This window comes from Mycobacterium gordonae, assembly GCF_001417955.2.
GTDB lineage: Bacteria > Actinomycetota > Actinomycetes > Mycobacteriales > Mycobacteriaceae > Mycobacterium > Mycobacterium gordonae_B.
In genome coordinates, this window is the sequence record NZ_LKTM01000024.1 from 92,878 (window position 1) to 110,720 (window position 17,843).

At 65.6% G+C, this 17,843-nt stretch carries 16 protein-coding genes; 6 read left to right on the plus strand and 10 right to left on the minus strand.

All coding sequences use genetic code 11. The annotated features are described in order from the left end of the window. The first annotated feature begins 185 nt into the window (after nucleotides 1–185). Nucleotides 186–614: an MmpS family transport accessory protein gene (locus tag AO501_RS05235; protein ID WP_055576702.1), complete on the plus strand. Its 429-nt coding sequence runs from the start codon at nucleotides 186–188 to the stop codon at nucleotides 612–614. Beyond that, entirely contained in the window at nucleotides 611–3,538 is a 2,928-nt protein-coding gene (locus tag AO501_RS05240) for an RND family transporter (RefSeq protein WP_055576703.1), read from the plus strand. The genes AO501_RS05235 and AO501_RS05240 overlap by 4 nt, the downstream gene beginning before the upstream one ends. A gap of 68 nt (nucleotides 3,539–3,606) precedes the next feature. On the opposite strand, the gene AO501_RS05245 is transcribed toward AO501_RS05240, so the two are convergent. From AO501_RS05245 to AO501_RS05280, 8 genes are all read right to left on the minus strand, one after another. After that, complete coding sequence (locus AO501_RS05245; RefSeq protein ID WP_055576704.1) at nucleotides 3,607–4,473, minus strand: hypothetical protein; 867 nt, start codon at nucleotides 4,471–4,473, stop codon at nucleotides 3,607–3,609. Then, a complete protein-coding gene (locus AO501_RS05250; protein WP_055576728.1) occupies nucleotides 4,470–4,829 on the minus strand; it encodes a DUF1801 domain-containing protein in 360 nt (119 codons plus the stop codon). Before AO501_RS05250 ends, AO501_RS05245 begins: the two co-directional genes overlap by 4 nt. A gap of 131 nt (nucleotides 4,830–4,960) precedes the next feature. After that, nucleotides 4,961–5,479, minus strand: a complete 519-nt coding sequence (locus tag AO501_RS05255; RefSeq protein WP_231752344.1) for a cupin domain-containing protein — start codon at nucleotides 5,477–5,479, stop codon at nucleotides 4,961–4,963. A 26-nt stretch (nucleotides 5,480–5,505) separates the two neighbouring features. Beyond that, entirely contained in the window at nucleotides 5,506–6,372 is an 867-nt protein-coding gene (gene hchA / locus AO501_RS05260) for a glyoxalase III HchA (RefSeq protein ID WP_055576705.1), read from the minus strand. Nucleotides 6,373–6,402: 30 nt separating this feature from the next. After that, on the minus strand, nucleotides 6,403–8,040 hold the full coding sequence (locus tag AO501_RS05265; RefSeq protein ID WP_055576706.1) for a tetratricopeptide repeat protein: 1,638 nt from the start codon (nucleotides 8,038–8,040) through the stop codon (nucleotides 6,403–6,405). After that, the gene (locus AO501_RS05270; RefSeq protein WP_055576707.1) at nucleotides 8,037–9,056 is read right to left on the minus strand and encodes a zinc-dependent alcohol dehydrogenase family protein; all 1,020 of its coding nucleotides are present in this window, start codon (nucleotides 9,054–9,056) and stop codon (nucleotides 8,037–8,039) included. The genes AO501_RS05265 and AO501_RS05270 overlap by 4 nt, the downstream gene beginning before the upstream one ends. 7 nt (nucleotides 9,057–9,063) lie before the next feature. Next, on the minus strand, nucleotides 9,064–9,963 hold the full coding sequence (locus AO501_RS05275; RefSeq protein WP_055576708.1) for an alpha/beta hydrolase fold domain-containing protein: 900 nt from the start codon (nucleotides 9,961–9,963) through the stop codon (nucleotides 9,064–9,066). Further along, a complete protein-coding gene (locus AO501_RS05280; RefSeq protein ID WP_055576709.1) occupies nucleotides 9,960–10,763 on the minus strand; it encodes an enoyl-CoA hydratase/isomerase family protein in 804 nt (267 codons plus the stop codon). Before AO501_RS05280 ends, AO501_RS05275 begins: the two co-directional genes overlap by 4 nt. A gap of 73 nt (nucleotides 10,764–10,836) precedes the next feature. Here AO501_RS05280 and AO501_RS05285 point away from each other — a divergent pair, with 73 nt between their 5' ends. Both AO501_RS05285 and AO501_RS05290 read left to right on the plus strand, forming a co-directional pair. Next, complete coding sequence (locus AO501_RS05285) at nucleotides 10,837–12,228, plus strand: NAD(P)-binding protein (RefSeq protein ID WP_055576710.1); 1,392 nt, start codon at nucleotides 10,837–10,839, stop codon at nucleotides 12,226–12,228. A 12-nt stretch (nucleotides 12,229–12,240) separates the two neighbouring features. Continuing rightward, complete coding sequence (locus AO501_RS05290) at nucleotides 12,241–12,996, plus strand: acyl-[acyl-carrier-protein] thioesterase (protein WP_055576711.1); 756 nt, start codon at nucleotides 12,241–12,243, stop codon at nucleotides 12,994–12,996. Here AO501_RS05290 and AO501_RS05295 read toward each other — a convergent pair. Further along, nucleotides 12,993–13,967 (minus strand): aldo/keto reductase, encoded by a 975-nt coding sequence (locus AO501_RS05295; protein ID WP_055576730.1) that lies wholly within the window; start codon nucleotides 13,965–13,967, stop codon nucleotides 12,993–12,995. The genes AO501_RS05290 and AO501_RS05295 overlap by 4 nt on opposite strands. A gap of 30 nt (nucleotides 13,968–13,997) precedes the next feature. On the opposite strand from AO501_RS05295, the gene AO501_RS05300 reads away from it, so the two are divergent. Both AO501_RS05300 and AO501_RS05305 read left to right on the plus strand, forming a co-directional pair. Next, nucleotides 13,998–15,299 carry an acyltransferase family protein gene (locus AO501_RS05300; protein ID WP_055576712.1) on the plus strand — a complete coding sequence of 434 codons (1,302 nt, stop codon included), beginning with the start codon at nucleotides 13,998–14,000 and terminating at the stop codon, nucleotides 15,297–15,299. Between the two features lie 66 nt (nucleotides 15,300–15,365). Beyond that, complete coding sequence (locus tag AO501_RS05305; protein ID WP_055576713.1) at nucleotides 15,366–16,124, plus strand: universal stress protein; 759 nt, start codon at nucleotides 15,366–15,368, stop codon at nucleotides 16,122–16,124. 794 nt (nucleotides 16,125–16,918) lie between these two features. Here AO501_RS05305 and AO501_RS05310 read toward each other — a convergent pair. Continuing rightward, on the minus strand, nucleotides 16,919–17,743 hold the full coding sequence (locus tag AO501_RS05310; RefSeq protein ID WP_055576714.1) for an alpha/beta fold hydrolase: 825 nt from the start codon (nucleotides 17,741–17,743) through the stop codon (nucleotides 16,919–16,921). Between the last annotated feature and the right edge of the window lie 100 nt (nucleotides 17,744–17,843).

The window sequence follows — 17,843 nt, forward strand, 5'->3', positions numbered from 1 at the left end:
TATCCATGGTCCGGCGGCGGAACTCGACTATGCCTCGGTTGATCGAGACTTCCGCCCGCTTCACGTCGGGCCGTTTTGCGCTGCTGGGAGCCCGGCCGAGACGTCTGTCGTTCGAACCCCCTGCGGCGCAACGCAACTCGAGTCAGCAGATCGGATCGCCCAGCCGGGAAGGGATCGCGTAGCAGATGGCGAAGATAGTGCGTAACGCCTGGTTGCCGCTGTTGATCGTGGCCGTCGTAGCGATCGGCGGGTTCACCGTGCACCGGGTCAAGTCGTTTTTCACCGCGGAGAACGCGGACACGTTGACCAGCCCGAAGGTGGATGACTCAAAGCCGTTCAAGCCCAAGGTGGTCAAGTACGAGATCTTCGGCTCGGCGGCCAGCGCCAATGTGAACTACCTGGATCTCAGTGCTGAGCCGCGGCGGCTCGATGACGCGCCGCTGCCCTGGACTCTGGTCCTGAGCACCACCGCCCCCTCAGTGTTCCCCAACATCTCGGCGCAGAGCGACGGCGATTACCTCGGCTGCCGCATCACGGTCGACGACGAAGTCAAGGACGAGAAAATTTCCAACGGTGTGCACGCCCTGACCTCCTGCCTGGTGAAATCCGCATGAGCACCACCCTCGAAGACAGACGGCCGGACCACGAAGACGGCCGGGCCGACACCGCTCCCATCCCCAGACACGCGGCGCGCCCGGCGATTCCGCGGTTCCTGCGGAAATTCGCGGTTCCCGTCATCATCGGCTGGATCGCGCTGATCGCCGTCCTGAACACGGTGGTGCCGCAGCTCGACGAGGTCGGCAAGATGCGCTCGGTCTCGATGAGTCCCGACGACGCGCAGTCGGTGATCGCGACCAAGCGGGTCGGCGAGGTGTTCAAGGAGTACAAGTCCAACAGCTCGGTGATGATCGTGCTGGAGGGCCAGAACGCGCTCGGCGCCGACGCGCACGCGTACTACGACCAGATCGTCCGCAAGCTCGAGGCCGACAAGCAGCACGTCGAGCACGTCCAGGACTTCTGGAGCGACCCCCTCACCGGCGCCGGCGCGCAGAGCAACGACGGCAAGGCCGCCTACGTGCAGGTCTATCTCGTCGGAAACATGGGCGAGACGAAGGCCAACGACTCGGTCGAGGCCGTTCAGCACATCGTCGACAGCGCCAAGCCGCCCAACGGCGTCAAAACCTACGTCACCGGCCCCTCGGCCCTGGAAGCCGACCAGCACCTGGCCGGAGACCGCAGCCTGCAACTGATTACGGCGGCGACCTTCGTGGTGATCATCGCGATGCTGCTGATGGTCTACCGGTCGATCGTCACGGTGCTGCTCACGCTGGGCATGGTGGTGTTCGAACTGGCTGCCGCCCGCGGCGTGGTCGCCTTCCTCGGCTACCACCAGATCATCGGACTCTCCACGTTCGCCACGAACCTGTTGGTCACGTTGGCCATTGCGGCCGCGACCGACTACGCGATCTTCCTCATCGGCCGATATCAGGAGGCCAGGGCGGTCGGCGAGTCGCGAGAAGACGCGTACTACACCATGTTCCACGGCACGGCGCACGTCGTGCTCGGGTCGGGCATGACCATCGCCGGCGCCACCTTCTGCCTGCACTTCACCAACCTGCCCTACTTCCAGACCCTCGGCGTCCCGCTGGCCATCGGCATGGTCGTGGTGGTGCTCGCGGCCCTGACGCTCGGCCCCGCGGTCATCGCGGTGGCGACGCGTTTCCGTCAGACGCTGGAACCCAAGCGCGCCCAGCGGATTCGCGGGTGGCGCAAGATCGGCGCCGCCGTCGTGCGCTGGCCCGGCCCGATCCTGGTCATGACGATCGGCATCGCGCTGGTCGGCCTGTTGACGCTGCCGGGATACCGGACCAACTACAACGACCGCAACTATCTGCCCGCGGATCTGCCGGCCAACGCCGGCTACGCGGCCGCCGACCGCCACTTTTCCAAGGCGCGGATGAACCCCGAGTTGCTGATGATCGAAAGCGATCACGACCTGCGCAACTCCGCGGACTTCCTGGTGATCGACAAGATCGCGAAGGCGATCTTCCGGGTGCCCGGAATCAGTCGGGTACAAGCCATTACGCGCCCCGAGGGCAAGCCGATCGAGCACACGTCGATTCCGTTCCAGATCAGCATGCAGGGCGTCTCACAGCAGATGACGCAGAAGTATCAGGAAGACCAGATCGCGGACATGCTCAAGCAGTCCGACGAGATGCAGACGACCATCAACAGCATGGAGCAGATGCAGAGCATCACCACGCAGATGGCCGCGGACATGCACGTGATGGTCGGCAAGATGCACGCGATGACGATCGACGTCGCCGAATTACGGGACCATATGGCCGATTTCGAAGACTTCTTCCGGCCGATCCGCTCGTACTTCTACTGGGAGAAGCACTGCTACGACATTCCGGTCTGCTTCTCGTTGCGGTCGGTGTTCGACGCCCTCGACGGGGTCGACACGATGACCGACGACATCCAGAGCCTGCTGCCGGTGATGGATCACCTCGACACGCTGATGCCGAAGATGGTTGCGCTGATGCCCGAGATGATCGCGAACATGAAGAACATGAAGACGATGATGCTGACCATGTATTCGACCCAGAAGGGTCTGCTGGAACAGCAACAGCGGGCGCAGCGCGACTCCTCGGCCATGGGCCGGGCGTTCGACGCGTCCCGCAATGACGACTCCTTCTACCTGCCTCCGGAGACGTTCGACAACCCTGAGTTCAAGAAGGGCATGAAGAACTTCATCTCCCCCGACGGCCACGCCGTGCGCTTCATCATCAGCCACGACGGTGATCCGATGTCGGCAGAAGGCATTTCGCACATCGACGCGATCAAGAAGGCCACTTACGAGGCGCTCAAGGGCACGCCCATGGAGGGCTCCAAGATTCTGCTCGGCGGCACCGCGGCGACCTTCAAGGACATGCAGGAGGGCAGCAACTACGACCTGCTGATCGCCGGAATCGCCTCCATGTGCCTGATTTTCATCATCATGCTGATCCTGACCCGCAGTGTGGTGGCCTCGGCGGTGATCGTGGGCACGGTATTGCTCTCTCTGGGTGCGTCTTTCGGGCTTTCGGTGCTCATTTGGCAACACTTGATAGGCATCGAGCTGCACTGGATGGTGCTTGCGATGTCTGTCATCATCCTGCTGGCGGTCGGGGCGGACTACAACCTGTTGCTGGTGTCCCGGTTCAAGGAGGAGATCCATGCCGGCCTCAACACCGGCATCATCCGGGCTATGGGCGGCACCGGGTCCGTCGTCACCTCCGCGGGTCTGGTGTTCGCCTTCACGATGATGACGATGGCCGTCAGCGAGTTGATCGTGATCGGGCAGGTCGGCACGACCATCGGTTTGGGTCTGCTCTTCGACACCCTGATCGTGCGGTCATTGATGACGCCGTCGATCGCCGCGCTGCTGGGCAAGTGGTTCTGGTGGCCGCAACGCGTCCGGCAGCGCCCGAAGCCGTCCCCGTGGCCGAAGCCCAGCGAGGATTCAACCAAAACGGATGCGCTGACCACGGTCTGACGCGTTCGAGTGGGAATGTCGCGACGCCTCACCGGCGTGTCGCGTCGTGCGGTTCACACTCGCCCGGTTCAGTTCACGACGTCAAAGACCGCCGCTGCCGATGTGACGGCCTTGTCCCCGTTCCCCTCGTCGTGCAGCAGCATCCGCACCCCGACCCGTGCGGGTCCCCCGGGGTAGGCCGAGCCCTCCACCCGGAACGGGCCCACCTTGCCGCGGGACATGAACATCACGTGCCAGCTGATGACCTGCACCCGGCGCGTACCCGCGACCGCGGCGGCGAGGTCGGTCGCGGCGGTCTCCAGCACGACGTGTTGCGGCCCGATGTGCAATGCCGCGTCGGGTGAGGCGTATTCGGCGCTCAGCGCGGGCAGCACCCAGTGCCCGTCCTCGCGTTTGGCGGCCCCGAAAGCCGCCCACAGCGGCGGCAGGTCGGGCGAATCCTCGATCACGAGTTCGGTGCCCGAAACATCCATCCGGTCAAGGCCTTCCGGCGGGATGCCGATGATCGCGCCCTGCCCTTCGTTGAAGGCGATCACCCGGCCCGGGTTGTCGGCGTCGACGATCTTGCACCGGCCGTAGCCCATCGTGCGGCCCTGGTGGACGATGCCCGAACCCACGATCTCGACCCGGGCGACGTCGTAGCCCGGGTCGATGATCTGCACCGAGGCGATCACCGGGTTGGGCACCGCCACCATGTCGGTCTGGCACCCCTCCGGCGATGAGATGGCCAGCGGGGCAACCATGATGCCGCCGGCCTCGTTGCGCATGTCGCGGCGGATGGTGACCGTGTTGTCGGCTTCGCCGAGGTTCATCGACGAGTGGTTGCGCCCGATGTACCGGTAACTCAACAGGCCCGTCCAGCGCCGATAGAGCTCGTCCCGGTAGGCGTCGGCGTCGCCCGTCAACTCCCGGATGTCTCGTGGTTGACCGCTCATCTTCCGGCCTTCTCCGAGACGTTGTGCGCCACGGCATCTCGGATGAGCGCCGTCAGCGCTTTGTCGTCTATCGCGTCACCCTCGTGGAAATCGATGGCGCGACGGGTGTTTCCGTCCAGGCTGGCGTTGAACATGCCGGACGGGTCCTGCAGCGCAGCACCTTGGGCGAAGGTCACCTTGACCGCGTTCTTGTAGGTCTCGCCGGTGCAGATCATTCCATCGTGATACCACACCGGGACACCCCGCCATTTCCATTCTTCGGTGACGTCCGGGACAGCCTGCTTGATCAGCGCCCGGATGTGCGCCAGCATCTCGCCACGCCAGTCCCCCAGTTCCGCAATCCGCGCATCGATCATCTTCGACGGTGAATCCGCCACGTCGCCCCCCTCCGCATCGCGATACAGTTGCAGCCACGATTGTAATGTCGGCGGTACTGTACAAAAGGCGACCGGCCCCGCCGCGGACCGCTCGTCCTGGACCACTCCGGCTATGTGGCGGTGGAGCTGGTCTCCGCCGCGACGCCGACCGACATGACCGAGAGCCGGCAGCCATCGGGCCCGGTGCGCCAGGCGTGATCGACGCCCGTGACGACGGCGGTGTCACCGGCTTCCAGGGGATGCGCGCCGTCGTCCAAGAGCAGTTCGACCGAACCGGACAGCACCAGGTCGAGGTCCACGGTGTCGGTGTGGTGCATCGAAAAGGCCACGCCGGGGCCGTAATCGATGATCTTCCAGTTGATGGTGCCGGGCGGGACCCCCAGGTCCAGGGTATCGGCGCTGCGGCCACCGTCCGACAAAGTGGGTGCCGCCGCCGTCGCGTAGAGCACGGAGAACAAGATCCCCTCGAAACCCGGGAACCCCTCCAATGTGACCGGACCATCCTGCGCCGCGCACGACCGGCCGGCGGCGTCGACGCCGGTGATCAGCAGCCGCCCAGCGGGTGCGGACAGCGGGCCCTGCGACCCTTCCGGCAGCGAAACGAAGTTGCGCGCTGAATCCTCTGACATGCGTTAGGACTCTAGCCGCAACACTCTCAGCTACCAGCCGCCTCCAGCAGCGCATCGGCGGCGATGCGACCGAGTTCGTTCGCGGCCAGCGGACTGTCTCCGGTGATCAGTTTGCGGTCCTGGTACGTCTTGCCGGTCATGTCGTCGTTCAGGATGGTCACTCCCCGCTTGCGCAACTGCTCTGCGACGAGCCATGTCAATTCGCCTGGCAAGTAACCCATTTCGATATTCGCACCGGAGTCCAGCGCGTCGGGGAACACGCACACCGAGTAGCCCTTGAAGGGCGATTCGGCTTTGTCCGCCGCCGCCGCGAGCAGTGCCGCCGGGCCATGACACAACGTGATGATGAACCTGTCGTTCGTCAGCGCCCATTCCAGGGCCTCGCCCACGGCGGGACTGTCCGGCAGGCCGACCATCGCGCCGTGCCCGCCGGGAATGAACACGGCAAGGTAGTCGGAATCCGGACCCAGCTCACTAGCCACCACTTCGGAAAGCTTCTTGGGCTGCTTGAACTTTGGCTTGAGCGCTTCGTAGGTGGCCAGCACGGCTTCATCCTCGCGCGGCATCGCCCACAGCTCGAGCTTGACCGGATAGCCGGTAACCGTCGCGACGTCGACCTCGAAACCGGTCTCCATCAGATGGTGCAGCGGAAGCAACGTCTCGACGGGATGATTGCCGGTGGAGAACATCCTGCCGTTCTTCAGCAGGACGTAACGCTCCTCGGTCGCGATCACCAGCACCTTCCACCGGCCGCCGGTGTACGCCCCCTCATGCTGCACCCCGTCGAAGTCGGTCTTGGGCTGGGTGTACTCGCTCAGCGAATACGGCGACGGGAAGAACGCGTTGTCTTCGGCCTCGTCGGGCGTGGGTTCTTTGCTCAAGTTGTCCGTCATGCCTACACAGCTGCCCCGGTGAGTCGTCGACTAAACGCTCCCGAGTCTACAGGCACAGGATGCACGGATTGGCACGTCAGCACGCGCGACGGCCAGGGCGAGCTGCTGGCCGATGATTGTCGCCTCGGCGGTACGCCCCAGCCGCTGCAGACACTCGTGATAGCCGTGCAGGCTCCACACGTTGCCCGGATGCTGGCAACACCGCGCCAGCGTGGGGTCCAGGCCGAGGTCGGCGGCGTACACCGCGGCTGCCTCTTCGACGTGACCCTGCTCGAGCAGCAGCGCGCCGTAGGCATGCCGGGTGGGTTGCATCCACCCCCACGGTTCGTCGTACGGCAACCCGTCGTCGATCTCGATGGCCCGCCGAAGATGGGTGAACGCCTCGTCGAAAGACCCTTCGCGATAGGCGATTTCGCCGTCGAGCATGGCGGCGGCGACCGCCAGGATGTCGCGGCTGGTGTTGTTGAACAGATAGCGGGAGGCTGGGATCCGCGCGTAGGCGTCGGCGAATGCGGCGCGCTCGGCATGCGCGCGGGAGAGTTGACCGGTCGCAGCGAAGGCGACGCCGCGCCCGTAGTGGATCGTCGTCGCGGTGGTGCAGTACAGATCCGGGTCGGCCGGCAACGGCTGTGCGATCAGGTCGTCCCACCGGCCGAACCGCACCAGCACGTGGGTTCGCAACGGAACGAACGCCTCGAGCCAGTCGGCCATCGGCGGCGACTCGATGGCGAGCAATTCGGGTGTCAGCTGGGCGGCCAGTTCGTCGGCGGTCGAGAGGGCGATCTGCGACTGTCCTTGAAACATCGCCGAGTACACGATGAAGTGCAGGTCGTGCGCGCGGTAGAGCGAGTAGAAGTTCAGCGGGCCCGCACGCTCAACGAAGCGCCGATCCGCCTCTACCGCAGCACTGTTCGCCTCGATTGAGCTGCGGTAGTCGCCGCACAGCACGTCGATGTGGCTCGGCATGTGTTGCAGGTGGCCCGCGTCCGGCACCAGGCCGCGCAGCAGATCCGCCGCCGGCAGGGCGACTTCAGGAGTCGACGACATCTCCATGGTGTGCAGGTACAGGTGCAGTATCCCCGGGTGGGTACGGCCCTGCGGCCCGGCCAGCGCGCCCTCGAGGATCCGCCGAGCCTCCACCGCCCGCGAGCCTTCAGCGGGCTCGCCGGTGGTGGTGTCCCACAGCGCCCAGGCGGTGACGCTGACCAGCGCGTCGGCGGCCAGGGTCTGCACGTCGATGTCGTCGGGATGGACTGCGGCCAGTGCCGTCATCGCGTCGGCGTAGGCAATGCGCCCGGCGTCCAGGTCGTCCGAAAACCGCGTGCGCAGGGCCGCGATCAGTCCCTGCTCGACGGCGGTGGCCCGCCCCTGGGTGGCCAGCGCGAGTTCAGTACGCGCGCGCGACAGCGACGCCGCCAGGTCGACCGGGTCGAACGCCTCCCACGCCTTGTTGTAGTTGGGCCCCACCGAATAGGCGATCCCCCACCGCGCGATGGCCAGATCGGGGTCGTGCTCGAGGGCGCGCCCGAAGCAGCGGATCGCTTCCTCGTGGTTGAAGGCGTACGCCCAGACCAGGCCGCGATCGAACCAGGTTTGTGCCTGCGGCGCAACGGTTTCCACCGGGCGGTGATAGCTGCCGAGGTCGAAGTAGGGCCGCTCGGAGGTCACGGGATGGTGAGGGCGATCTTGCCGACGTGCTCGCCGGCGCGCATCACCCGCAATGCCTCATCGAGGTCTTCCCAGCCGAAGACGTGGCTGATGTGCGGTTTAATCCCAGACTCCGCGATCACGTCGCACACTTCGCGGTGAGTACTGACGCTGCCGACAGTGATCCCGATGATGCGCAGATTGTTCAGCATCACTTCGGCGACGGCGATGGGCGTCGTGTCGAACCCGCTGAGCACCCCGATCACCGCGATCGTGCCGGCCATCCGCGTCGAGTGCAGCGACTGCGCCAACGTGGCGGGCCCACCGAGTTCGACGACCAGGTGTGCGCCGCGCCCGTCGGTGAGCCGCTTCACCTCGGCGTCCCACCCCGGAGTGGTGCGGTAGTTGATCAGATGTGTTGCGCCCAAGTCGGATCCGATCTTGAGCTTGTCGTCCGAGGACGAAGTGAGGATCGTGGTGGCCCCCAACGCCTGCGCGAGTTGAACGGCGAAGAGCGAGACGCCACCGGTGCCCTGCGTCACCACTACGTCGCCCGCCCCGATATTGGCCTCCTTGAGCGCGGCCCACGCCGTCACTGCCGCGCACGGGATGGTGGCGGCCTCGACATCGGTGAGGTGCTCGGGCGTCGGAACCACACCGGTGGCATCGGCGACGCGGTACTGCTGCAGCCATCCGTCGCCACTGTCACCCGGCAGGTCGCGCTTGTTCTCCGGGGTCGGCGGGCCGTCCTGCCAACCCGGGTTGAAGGCGCCCATCACGCGCTGACCGACGCGCAGATCCCCGACGTCGGGGCCGACGGCGACAACCTCGCCCGCCCCGTCGCTCATCGGCACCCGCGGCCAGGGCCCGGGTAGCAGACCCATCAGGTTGACGTTGTCGTGGAAGTTCAGGCTCGAGGCGTTGACCTTGACCAACACCTGTCCCGGTCCGGGTTGGTCAACGGGCCTTTCCACGGCGACCGGCGCAATGCCGGGCCCGTTCATCACCATGGCCTGCTGACGGTCGGGAATGTTCATGACCTGACTACCTCCTCGTCGATCCGCTTGCGCCACCGATCCGCTCGACAATAATCCGCCGCGCGGCACGGCCTTCCGGGGTGGGAGTCAACGGGTACACATGCAGCAGTCCCGGCTCCTGGTAATACTCGACGTCCACGCCCGCGGCAGCGGCCTTGTCGACCAGCAACTGCGCGTCCGGATTCAAGATGTCGCGGGTTCCACTGAAGACCGTCATCGGGCCCAAGCCGGTCAGGTCGGCCTTCAGGGGACTCACCCGCGGATCGTCGACCGGCAGGTCGCCGCGCCAGCCGTCGGCGAAGACCTGCAGCGCTTCGCGCCCTAACCACGGGTCTGTCGGCTCGACGGCTGCGATGGCCGGGTTGCTCAGCGCCGCATCCACCAGGGGCGAGATCAGCACCGTGCCCGCAACGTCCAGGCTGTGCTCGTCGCGCAGCAGCAGCGCCGCGGCCAGGGCGATCTGACCGCCGGCTGAGTCGCCGGCCAGGTAGACATCGCTGTGCTGGGCCGCGATCTCGACGATCGTGGGTATGACGTCGACGGCGGTGGCGGACGGCAACAGCGGATAGATCGGGACGATCACCGTAGCAGCGGCCTGGTGCGCGATCTGCGCCGCCAATTGCCAATGCTGACTTGTTATTTCATTCACCCAGCCACCGCCGTGCAGGTAGATCACCGTGAGGTCAGGTGCCGAGGCGAGTGGTGTCAGCGTGTAGATCGGCCAACTCGACCGATGCTGCAGTGCAATGTCCACCTTGGGCCGCAACCGGGGCGGCGGCCCGAACGGCTGCGGGTGCGCGGCGCGCTGCTCCATGTGCGCGCGTGCGGTGTCGGCGCTGGCGTACGGGCGGTGCCTGCCGGTCAGGTGAAGCAATAGGGGCATGGCCCGGCTTCTCCAGCTGGTCATCGGTCGCACTCCTCTGCCTTTGACCCGGTCCACCGGGGCGGACGGCGCTGCACGAACGCCTCGACTCCCTCGCGTGCGTCCGGGCTGCCCATCACCCGGTGATGCAGCTGCGTCTCCAGGTCGGCGACCTGGCGAGGTGTGTAGCCCTTGCTCATCGTGTCCCAGAGCAGTCGCTTGCTCAGCGCCGCAGACATGGGTGCCACGTTGACGGCGATGTCACGCGCGATCGTCATCGCGTGCTCCAGCACCTGCGCCCCGGGCAACGCACGGGAGGCGACGCCGAGAGCAACCGCCTCGTGCCCGTCGAAGGTGCGGCCGGTCAGCAACAGCTCCGCCGCGACGGCATCACCCACCAGGTGCGGCAGCGTCCAGTGCGACATGCAGTCACCGATGACGCCCCGACGCACTTGGGCCACAGCATATTTGGCATCCTGCGCCATGATCCGGAGGTCGGCCTGCAGCGCGATGGTCAGCCCGATCCCGATCGCATGCCCGTTGACCGCCGCGATCACCGGGGTGCGCAGTTCGAATGCCGCGGGATCGGTCGGCGACGCGGTGAACCCATCCCCCGATGGCGAATCGAAAGGGCTTGCCGCCGCAGCGAAGTCGGCCCCCGCGCAGAACGCGTCCCCGGCGCCGGTGAGCACGATCGCCCGCACCCCGTCGTCGGCGTCACAGTCCCGGTAAGCCTGGTTGAGCAGGGCGCCCATCTGCGCGGTGTAGGCGTTGCGCCGTTCCGGCCGGTTGAGGGTGAGCAGCGCGACCCCATCGGCGACTGCGACGGTGAGATCGACTCCCATCCCAGCGAACTTACCGGGTTGATCACGGTCCATTTGACAGGCACTATCGTGGGCGCATGAGAGAGCAGCCGCAATGACTGTCCACAGTTTGGACACCGACTACCTCGTCATCGGTGCGGGCGCCATGGGGATGGCGTTCACCGACACAGTCATCACCGAATCCGACGCGCGGGTCGTCATCGTCGACCGGGCCCATCAACCGGGTGGACACTGGACCACGGCCTACCCTTTTGTGCGACTGCACCAGCCGTCCGCCTACTACGGCGTCAACTCAAGGATTTTGGGCAACAACACCATCGACTCGGTGGGCTGGAATCAGGGGCTCAACGAACTGGCCCCCGTCGGCGAAGTCTGCGCCTATTTCGACGCAGTCATGCAGCAGCAGTTCCTGCCCACGGGCCGCGTCGAATACTTTCCGATGTCGGAGTATCTGGGCGACGGCCGTTTCCGCACCCTGGCCGGCGCCGAATACGCCGTCAACGTGCAGCGCCGCATCGTCGACGCCAGCTATCTGCGTGCCATCGTGCCGTCCATGCGCCCCGCCCCCTACGCCGTGGCCCCGGGCGTCGACTGCATTCCCCCGAACGACCTGCCCAAGTACGGCGCGCGGGAGCGCTACGTGGTGGTCGGCGCGGGCAAGACGGGCATGGACGTGTGCCTGTGGTTGCTGCGACACGGCGTGGACGCCGGCCGACTGACCTGGATCAAACCGCGAGATTCGTGGTTGATGGACCGGGCGACGCTGCAGCCGGGACCGTCTTTCATCAAGCGGTTCCGGGACAACTACGGCGCGACTCTGGAGGCGATCGAAGCAGCCACATCGATCGAGGACCTCTTCGATCGGTTGGAGGCGGCCGGCACGCTGCTTCGCCTGGACCCCTCGGTCCGCCCGCGCATGTATCGCTGCGCGACGGTGTCAGAGCAGGAGTTCGAGCAGCTGCGCCGCATCGACGATGTGGTCAGGATGGGTCACGTCCAGCGCATCGAGCCCACCGCCATCGTGCTGGACGAGGGATCCATCACCTCCTCGCCGTCGGCCCTCTACATCGACTGCACGGCGGACGGCGCCCCGGAGCGACCCGCGGTGCCCGTCTTCGACGGCGACCGGATGACCCTGCAGGCGGTGCGGGGCTGTCAGCAGGTGTTCAGCGCCGCGTTCATTGCGCACGTCGAGTTCGCCTACGCCGGTGACGCGCTGAAAAACGAACTCTGCCCACCGATTCCGCACCCCGACCGCGATGTCGACTGGCTGCGCCTGACTCATTCCGATCTCCGCAATTTCGCTCGCTGGCTCGACGACCCGGAGCTGACCGACTGGCTCAGTTCGGCGCGATTGAATCTGCTCGCCGAGTTGCTGCCGCCGTTGTCGCACAAACCACGGTTGCGTGACCGGGTGGTGTCGATGTTTCAGAAAAAGCTGGACACGGCCAGCGAGCAGCTGGAAAAGCTGCTCAGTGACGCCTGAGAAGGAGAACCCGTGCCCCACAACCCCGAGGCCGATGCGCCGCTGGTGGCAGTCCCCGACGAGGGTTACGTCTTCCAAACCGGTTGGCGACTGGCCACATCGGACATCGACGAGCACCGCCGGCTGCGGCTGGACGGTGTCGCCCGCTACATCCAGGAGGCGGGCGCCCTCCATCTGGCCGATGCCGGGCTGGCCGAGGTCCATCCGCACTGGATCGTGTTGCGCACGGTGATCGATGTTCTGGAACCTATCGAAATCCCGAGCGAGATCACCCTGCGCCGCTGGTGCGCGGGACTGTCCAGCCGATGGTGTGACATGCGGGTGCAACTCGAGGGTGACCAGGGCGGGCGCATCGAGACACAAGGTTTCTGGATCTGCATGAACAAGGACACGTTGACACCGTCGCGGCTCACCGATGACTGCATCGAACGCTTCGGCAGCACCACCGACAACCATCGGCTCAAGTGGCGCCCGTGGATCGCCGAACACGTACAGGCCGGTGCCGATACTCCATTTCCGCTGCGCCGCACCGATATCGACCTTTTCGAGCACGTCAATAACACCATCTACTGGCATGGCGTACACGAGGTACTCACCGAGTTCCCCGAGCTGGAGAACAACCCGTACCGCGCGGTGCTGGAGTACCGCAGTCCGATCAAATACGGCGAGGCGCTGACCATCCGTTCCGAACGCAGCGGTGACGCCGTGCGCATGGATTTCACCGTCGGTGAGGATGTACGCGCAGCGGCTCTGGTCCGCAAGATCTAGTCGCGGTCAATCCATTGCAGCTGCGCCGCGCTGTGGTGCTCCCCCGCCGCGGGCGTGAGAGCGTCGAGCCTGGCCAGGTGTTCCGTGGACAACTGCACAGCGTCGGCCCCGACATTCTCCTCAAGGCGCGCAACGCGTTTGGTTCCCGGGATGGGCACGATGTCGGGTCCCTTGGCCAGCAGCCAGGCCAACGCGACCTGCGCCGGCGTGGCCCCGACGTCGCCGGCGATGCTCCGCAACTCGTCGGCGCTGCGCAGGTTGTGGTCGAAGTTGTCCGCGGTGAAGCGGGGATTCGTCTTGCGGAAGTCGGTGTCGGGTATCCCTTCGGCCGAACGGATTGCCCCTGTGAGGAAACCACGTCCCAGCGGGGAATAGGCCACGAAGCCGATGCCCAGTTCGCGCAGTGCCGGGAGTACCGCATCTTCGGGATCGCGTGTCCATAGCGAATATTCAGACTGCACGGCGGTGATCGGGTGTACGGCGTGGGCACGCCGGATGGTCCGCACACCTACCTCGGAGAGCCCGATATGCCGGATCTTGCCGGCTTGCACCAACTCTGAGAGAGCCCCCACCGTGTCTTCGATGGGGGTGTCGCGGTCCAGGCGGTGCTGATAGTAGAGGTCGATGTGGTCGGTCTGCAGGCGCTGCAGTGAACCATCAACGGCGATGCGGATATTGGCGGGACTGCTGTCGAGGCCGTTGCGGCCGGTGTGCGAGATCATGCCGAACTTGCTCGCCAGCACCACCGCGTCCCGGCGGCCCTGCAACGCCCGTGCGAGCAGTTCTTCGTTGGCATAGGGGCCGTACACCTCGGCGGTGTCGATCAAAGTCACACCGAGGTCCAGGGCGCGGTGCACGGTGCGGATCGACTCGGCTTCGTCGCTACCGGCCCCGGCGTACGCCACGGACATCCCCATGGCGCCCAGCCCCAGCCGTCCGACCGTCAAATCTGCAAGGCGCGCGGGTCTCATGCGCTCATTGTGCCGGGTAACCTCGCGCTGATGGACCATCGGGATGCCACTCGACCCGCCCGCAATGTCGCGGTCGACTTCCTGCGGGCATCCGGGGTCATCCTGATCGTGCTGGGGCACTGGCTGGCGTCATCGGTGACCTACCACGACGGACGGTTCGGCCGCCAGAACCCGCTCGTCGATCAGCCCTGGACGCAATGGTTGACGTGGGGTTTCCAGGCCGTCCCGACCTTCTTCATGGTGGCCGGCTACGCCACAGCGGTGTCCTGGGCGCACCGGCGCGGCGACGAGGGCTTCTCGCGCCAGAACTGGCTGCGGCACCGGTTGGCGCGAGTTCTGGGCCCGACGGCGGTCTACGTCGGCGTGATTCTGACCGTGGTGGCCGTGCTTCGGATGACCGGCCAGGCCGGCTCGGTGGTGCAGTACGCGGGCTGGGCCGTGGCGATGCAGTTGTGGTTCCTGGCGGTGTACGTGGTGGTGGTTTCTTCGACACCCATTGCGCTTGCCGCCCAACGGCGTTGGGGCCTGTGGGCAGCGGTGGCGCTGGCCGCTGCGGCCGTCTTGGTCGACGTCGCCACGATGGCGTACCACGTTCCCCACATCGGGCTGCTGAACTACCTGTTCTGCTGGGGCGCGTTTTATCAACTTGGAATCGCCTGGCAGGCCGGTCAGTTGGCGGGCCTGCGGCCGGTATTGCTGGCCGCCGGTTCGGGCACGGTGCTGGCGCTGCTGGTGTGGCGGGGGCATTACCCGGTCAGCATGATCGGCGTGCCCGGCCAGCAGGTGCAGAACACGACGCCACCGACCGTGGCGTTGCTCGCGTTCGGTTGCACGCAGATTGGCATTGGCACTGCGCTGGTTCCTGCCCTCAACCGGGCACTGCGCCCCTCGCGAGCGCGGCGGGTGGTGTCTGTCGTCAACAACAACGTGATGGCGCTGTACCTGTGGCACATGGTGCCTGTCGTGCTGGTGGCCGTCGTCGGTTATCCGGCGGGACTGTTTCCGCAGCCGGCCGAGGGAACGGCGGACTGGTGGCTGTTCCGGCTGGAGTGGATAGCCATCCTGATCGTCGTGACCGGTGCCGAAATCACGGTGTTGTTCTGGGGGCGAAGATTTTTCGCCGCAGCCCTGCCCACGCTGAACGTGCCTATCCCGGAACGCTGGGCCGAACCCGTGCTGCTGGTCGGAGCGACGATGACCACATATGCCCTGGCGTGCTTCGCGGCGGACGGTTTCGCTCCCGACGGACGCTTTCCCTGGCTGCGCGCGCTGGTGTTCGGCGTCGGAGCGGCCCTGGTCGCCGTTAGGGCCAGAAGACCACTACATCAGTGACCAATGGCCCATCCGCGGACGTCATCGGATACCTACCCTCCGAGGCGAAGCGGAAGGAGCGGTGGCATGGCGGACCGCAGTACGCATCTCGGGATCGTCGTGGGTGTCGACGGCTCGCGCGGCTCCACCATCGCCGTTGAGTGGGCCGCCCACGATGCGGCACTGCGGGAGGTGCCGCTCACCCTGGTTCACGCCGCCCGGACCCGCAGCCAACGCCAGCGCGGGCAGGAGGTGCTCGACCAGGCGCGTCAAACCGTCGGCACCGGGATTCGGATTCGATGCGAAATGCCCTGCGCTACACCCGTATTTGCGTTGGCCGACCTGTCGGAGCACGCCGATCTGGTAGTGGTCGGCTGCCCTGGCAGCGGCGCAACGCCCGAATATCAGTTGTGTTCGGTCAGCTCGACGCTGGTCCATCATGCGCATTGCCCGGTCGTCGTCATCCACGATGACGTCCAACTCAGCCCGGAAAGTCTCGCCGCGCCGGTGCTGGTGGGCGTCGACGGATCGCCCGAGGCCGAGTTGGCGATGGAGATCGCGGTCTTCGAAGCGTCATCGCGCGGAGTGGGACTGATAGCCGTGCGTGCCTGTCAAGACCCTGATGGGCTCGACGAGACTCTGGCCGCGATTGCCGGTTGGACCGACCGGCATCCGGATATCACGGTGGAGCAGGTGCCCGCGCTGGCCGATCCGGCGCCGGAGATGGTGGAGCACGCCACGAAAGCTCAGCTTGTGGTGGTGAGCAGCCAGATCACCTCCGGATTCGCGGTGACCGGCGTGCCGATCATCGTCGTCAGGACGTCGCCGGCCAGAGCGCGCACCTGATCGACGATTCTCGCTGAAATCGGCCTGGAATCGGCAGCGTGGTTGCCAATCCAGTGGCTATCTCCCACTTCGTTAACGCAACATTTGAATTTATTTACTAATGCTTCCCGGACCTGTCCTCAGCACCCGATAAACGACGCGGTTCGGCAATCGGGAAAGTCGTTGGGCGGTGGGTCGTTCCCTTCGTAAACATAGCTGGGAGTACCGTATTTCATCTGCACGTTGCCCTGCCCGCGACCAACGGCGTACCAGGTGTGGCAGACATTCATATCCCACTCGACCATGTTCCACGGCCCCGTCGGCCACTCCATCGACTGCCCTGGGCACCAACGATGTGGGCCATATGTCGAGGAGGGGTCGGCCTGAGCCGTACCTGCGCCCATTGCGAGACCACCTACCGCGACCCCGAACGACAGCAGCGCTCCGGCGACAGCTCTTTTCAGTGTGTGACAATGCGTCATTGACACTCCTTTCGTTGCTGTCGACCACTTTGCCTCCGGTATCTTGCGAAATTCTTGCGTTGACCGAATACCGGTGTCAATGGGTAATCTTTGTAGGGTTCCTGAGCATGCTGCTTTAAGTCATAATTGGCGTTTTCCAGAAATTGCCGAATGGCCGCTCGCGGTCTCGCGGGCCAATCCGGGAATCGTGGCTAATCTGCGGCAAAATCCGGCAGCGCACGCTAACAGACGGCGTGCGCCTCCTCGGCGGAAAGCCCGCACAGTCGAAGTGTTGGCGCCAAGCCCCGGGCCGGTCGTGGTGGCGAGGCATCGTCGGCCACAGCCCGGCGAAGCTCAATCTCGCAGAAATTCCAGCACGTCAGCGTTGATCGTGTCGGCGTGCGTGGTGATCATTCCGTGCGGAAAATCCGGGTAGGTCTTCAGAGTCCCGTTGCGCAACAGGTCGGCCGACAGTGGGCCGGCAGCCTGATAAGGCACGATCTGGTCGTCTTTGCTGTGCATCACCAAGACCGGCACCGCAATCTTCTTGAGGTCCTCGGTGAAATCCGTCTGGGAGAAGGCGACGATCCCGTCATAGTGCGCCTTGGCGCCACCCATCATCCCCTGGCGCCACCAGTTGGCGATGCTCGCTTCGGATGACGGGACGCCCGGCCGGTTGAAACCGTAGAAAGGGCCCGAGGGCAATGCCCGGTAGAACTCGGATCGATTGGCCGCCAACTGTGCCTGCAGGTCGTCGAACACCTCCTTGGGCAAGCCAAGAGGATTGGCGTCGGTCCGGACCATCAGCGGCGGGACCGCGCTTATCAGGACCGCTTTGGCCGCACGACTTTCACCGTGCCGGGCCAGGTAGCGCACCACCTCGCCACCCCCGGTCGAGTGTCCGAGATGCACGGCGTCCCGCAGGTCGAGGTGATTGACCACCGCGGCGAGGTCGTCGGCGTAGTGGTCCATGTCGTGCCCGTCGGCCACTTGGGCTGACCGACCGTGCCCACGCCGATCGTGGGCGATCACCCGGTAGCCGTGCCCGAGGAAGAACAGCAGCTGGGCATCCCAGTCGTCGGACGACAGCGGCCAGCCGTGGCTGAACACCAGCGGCTGACCCGACCCCCAGTCTTTGAAGAAGATCTCGACGCCATCGCGAGTGGTGATCATCGGCACGCCCGGACTATGCCACGGGTCAGCGGAACTTGTCAAGGCGGATGAGTCCATCGGGTGTTAAGCGGCGGTCGTGTCGGCCTCCTGGGCTGGTGGGTTGATC

Coding starts and splice junctions, on each gene's coding strand:
- AO501_RS05235 (WP_055576702.1), top strand. CDS start 186: ATGGCGAAGATAGTGCGTAACGCCTGGTTGCCGCTGTTGATCGTGGCC.
- AO501_RS05240 (WP_055576703.1), top strand. CDS start 611: ATGAGCACCACCCTCGAAGACAGACGGCCGGACCACGAAGACGGCCGG.
- AO501_RS05245 (WP_055576704.1), bottom strand. CDS start 4,473: ATGAGCGGTCAACCACGAGACATCCGGGAGTTGACGGGCGACGCCGAC.
- AO501_RS05250 (WP_055576728.1), bottom strand. CDS start 4,829: ATGATCGATGCGCGGATTGCGGAACTGGGGGACTGGCGTGGCGAGATG.
- AO501_RS05255 (WP_231752344.1), bottom strand. CDS start 5,479: ATGTCAGAGGATTCAGCGCGCAACTTCGTTTCGCTGCCGGAAGGGTCG.
- hchA (WP_055576705.1), bottom strand. CDS start 6,372: ATGACGGACAACTTGAGCAAAGAACCCACGCCCGACGAGGCCGAAGAC.
- AO501_RS05270 (WP_055576707.1), bottom strand. CDS start 9,056: ATGAACATTCCCGACCGTCAGCAGGCCATGGTGATGAACGGGCCCGGC.
- AO501_RS05275 (WP_055576708.1), bottom strand. CDS start 9,963: ATGACCAGCTGGAGAAGCCGGGCCATGCCCCTATTGCTTCACCTGACC.
- AO501_RS05280 (WP_055576709.1), bottom strand. CDS start 10,763: ATGGGAGTCGATCTCACCGTCGCAGTCGCCGATGGGGTCGCGCTGCTC.
- AO501_RS05285 (WP_055576710.1), top strand. CDS start 10,837: ATGACTGTCCACAGTTTGGACACCGACTACCTCGTCATCGGTGCGGGC.
- AO501_RS05295 (WP_055576730.1), bottom strand. CDS start 13,967: ATGAGACCCGCGCGCCTTGCAGATTTGACGGTCGGACGGCTGGGGCTG.
- AO501_RS05300 (WP_055576712.1), top strand. CDS start 13,998: ATGGACCATCGGGATGCCACTCGACCCGCCCGCAATGTCGCGGTCGAC.
- AO501_RS05305 (WP_055576713.1), top strand. CDS start 15,366: ATGGCGGACCGCAGTACGCATCTCGGGATCGTCGTGGGTGTCGACGGC.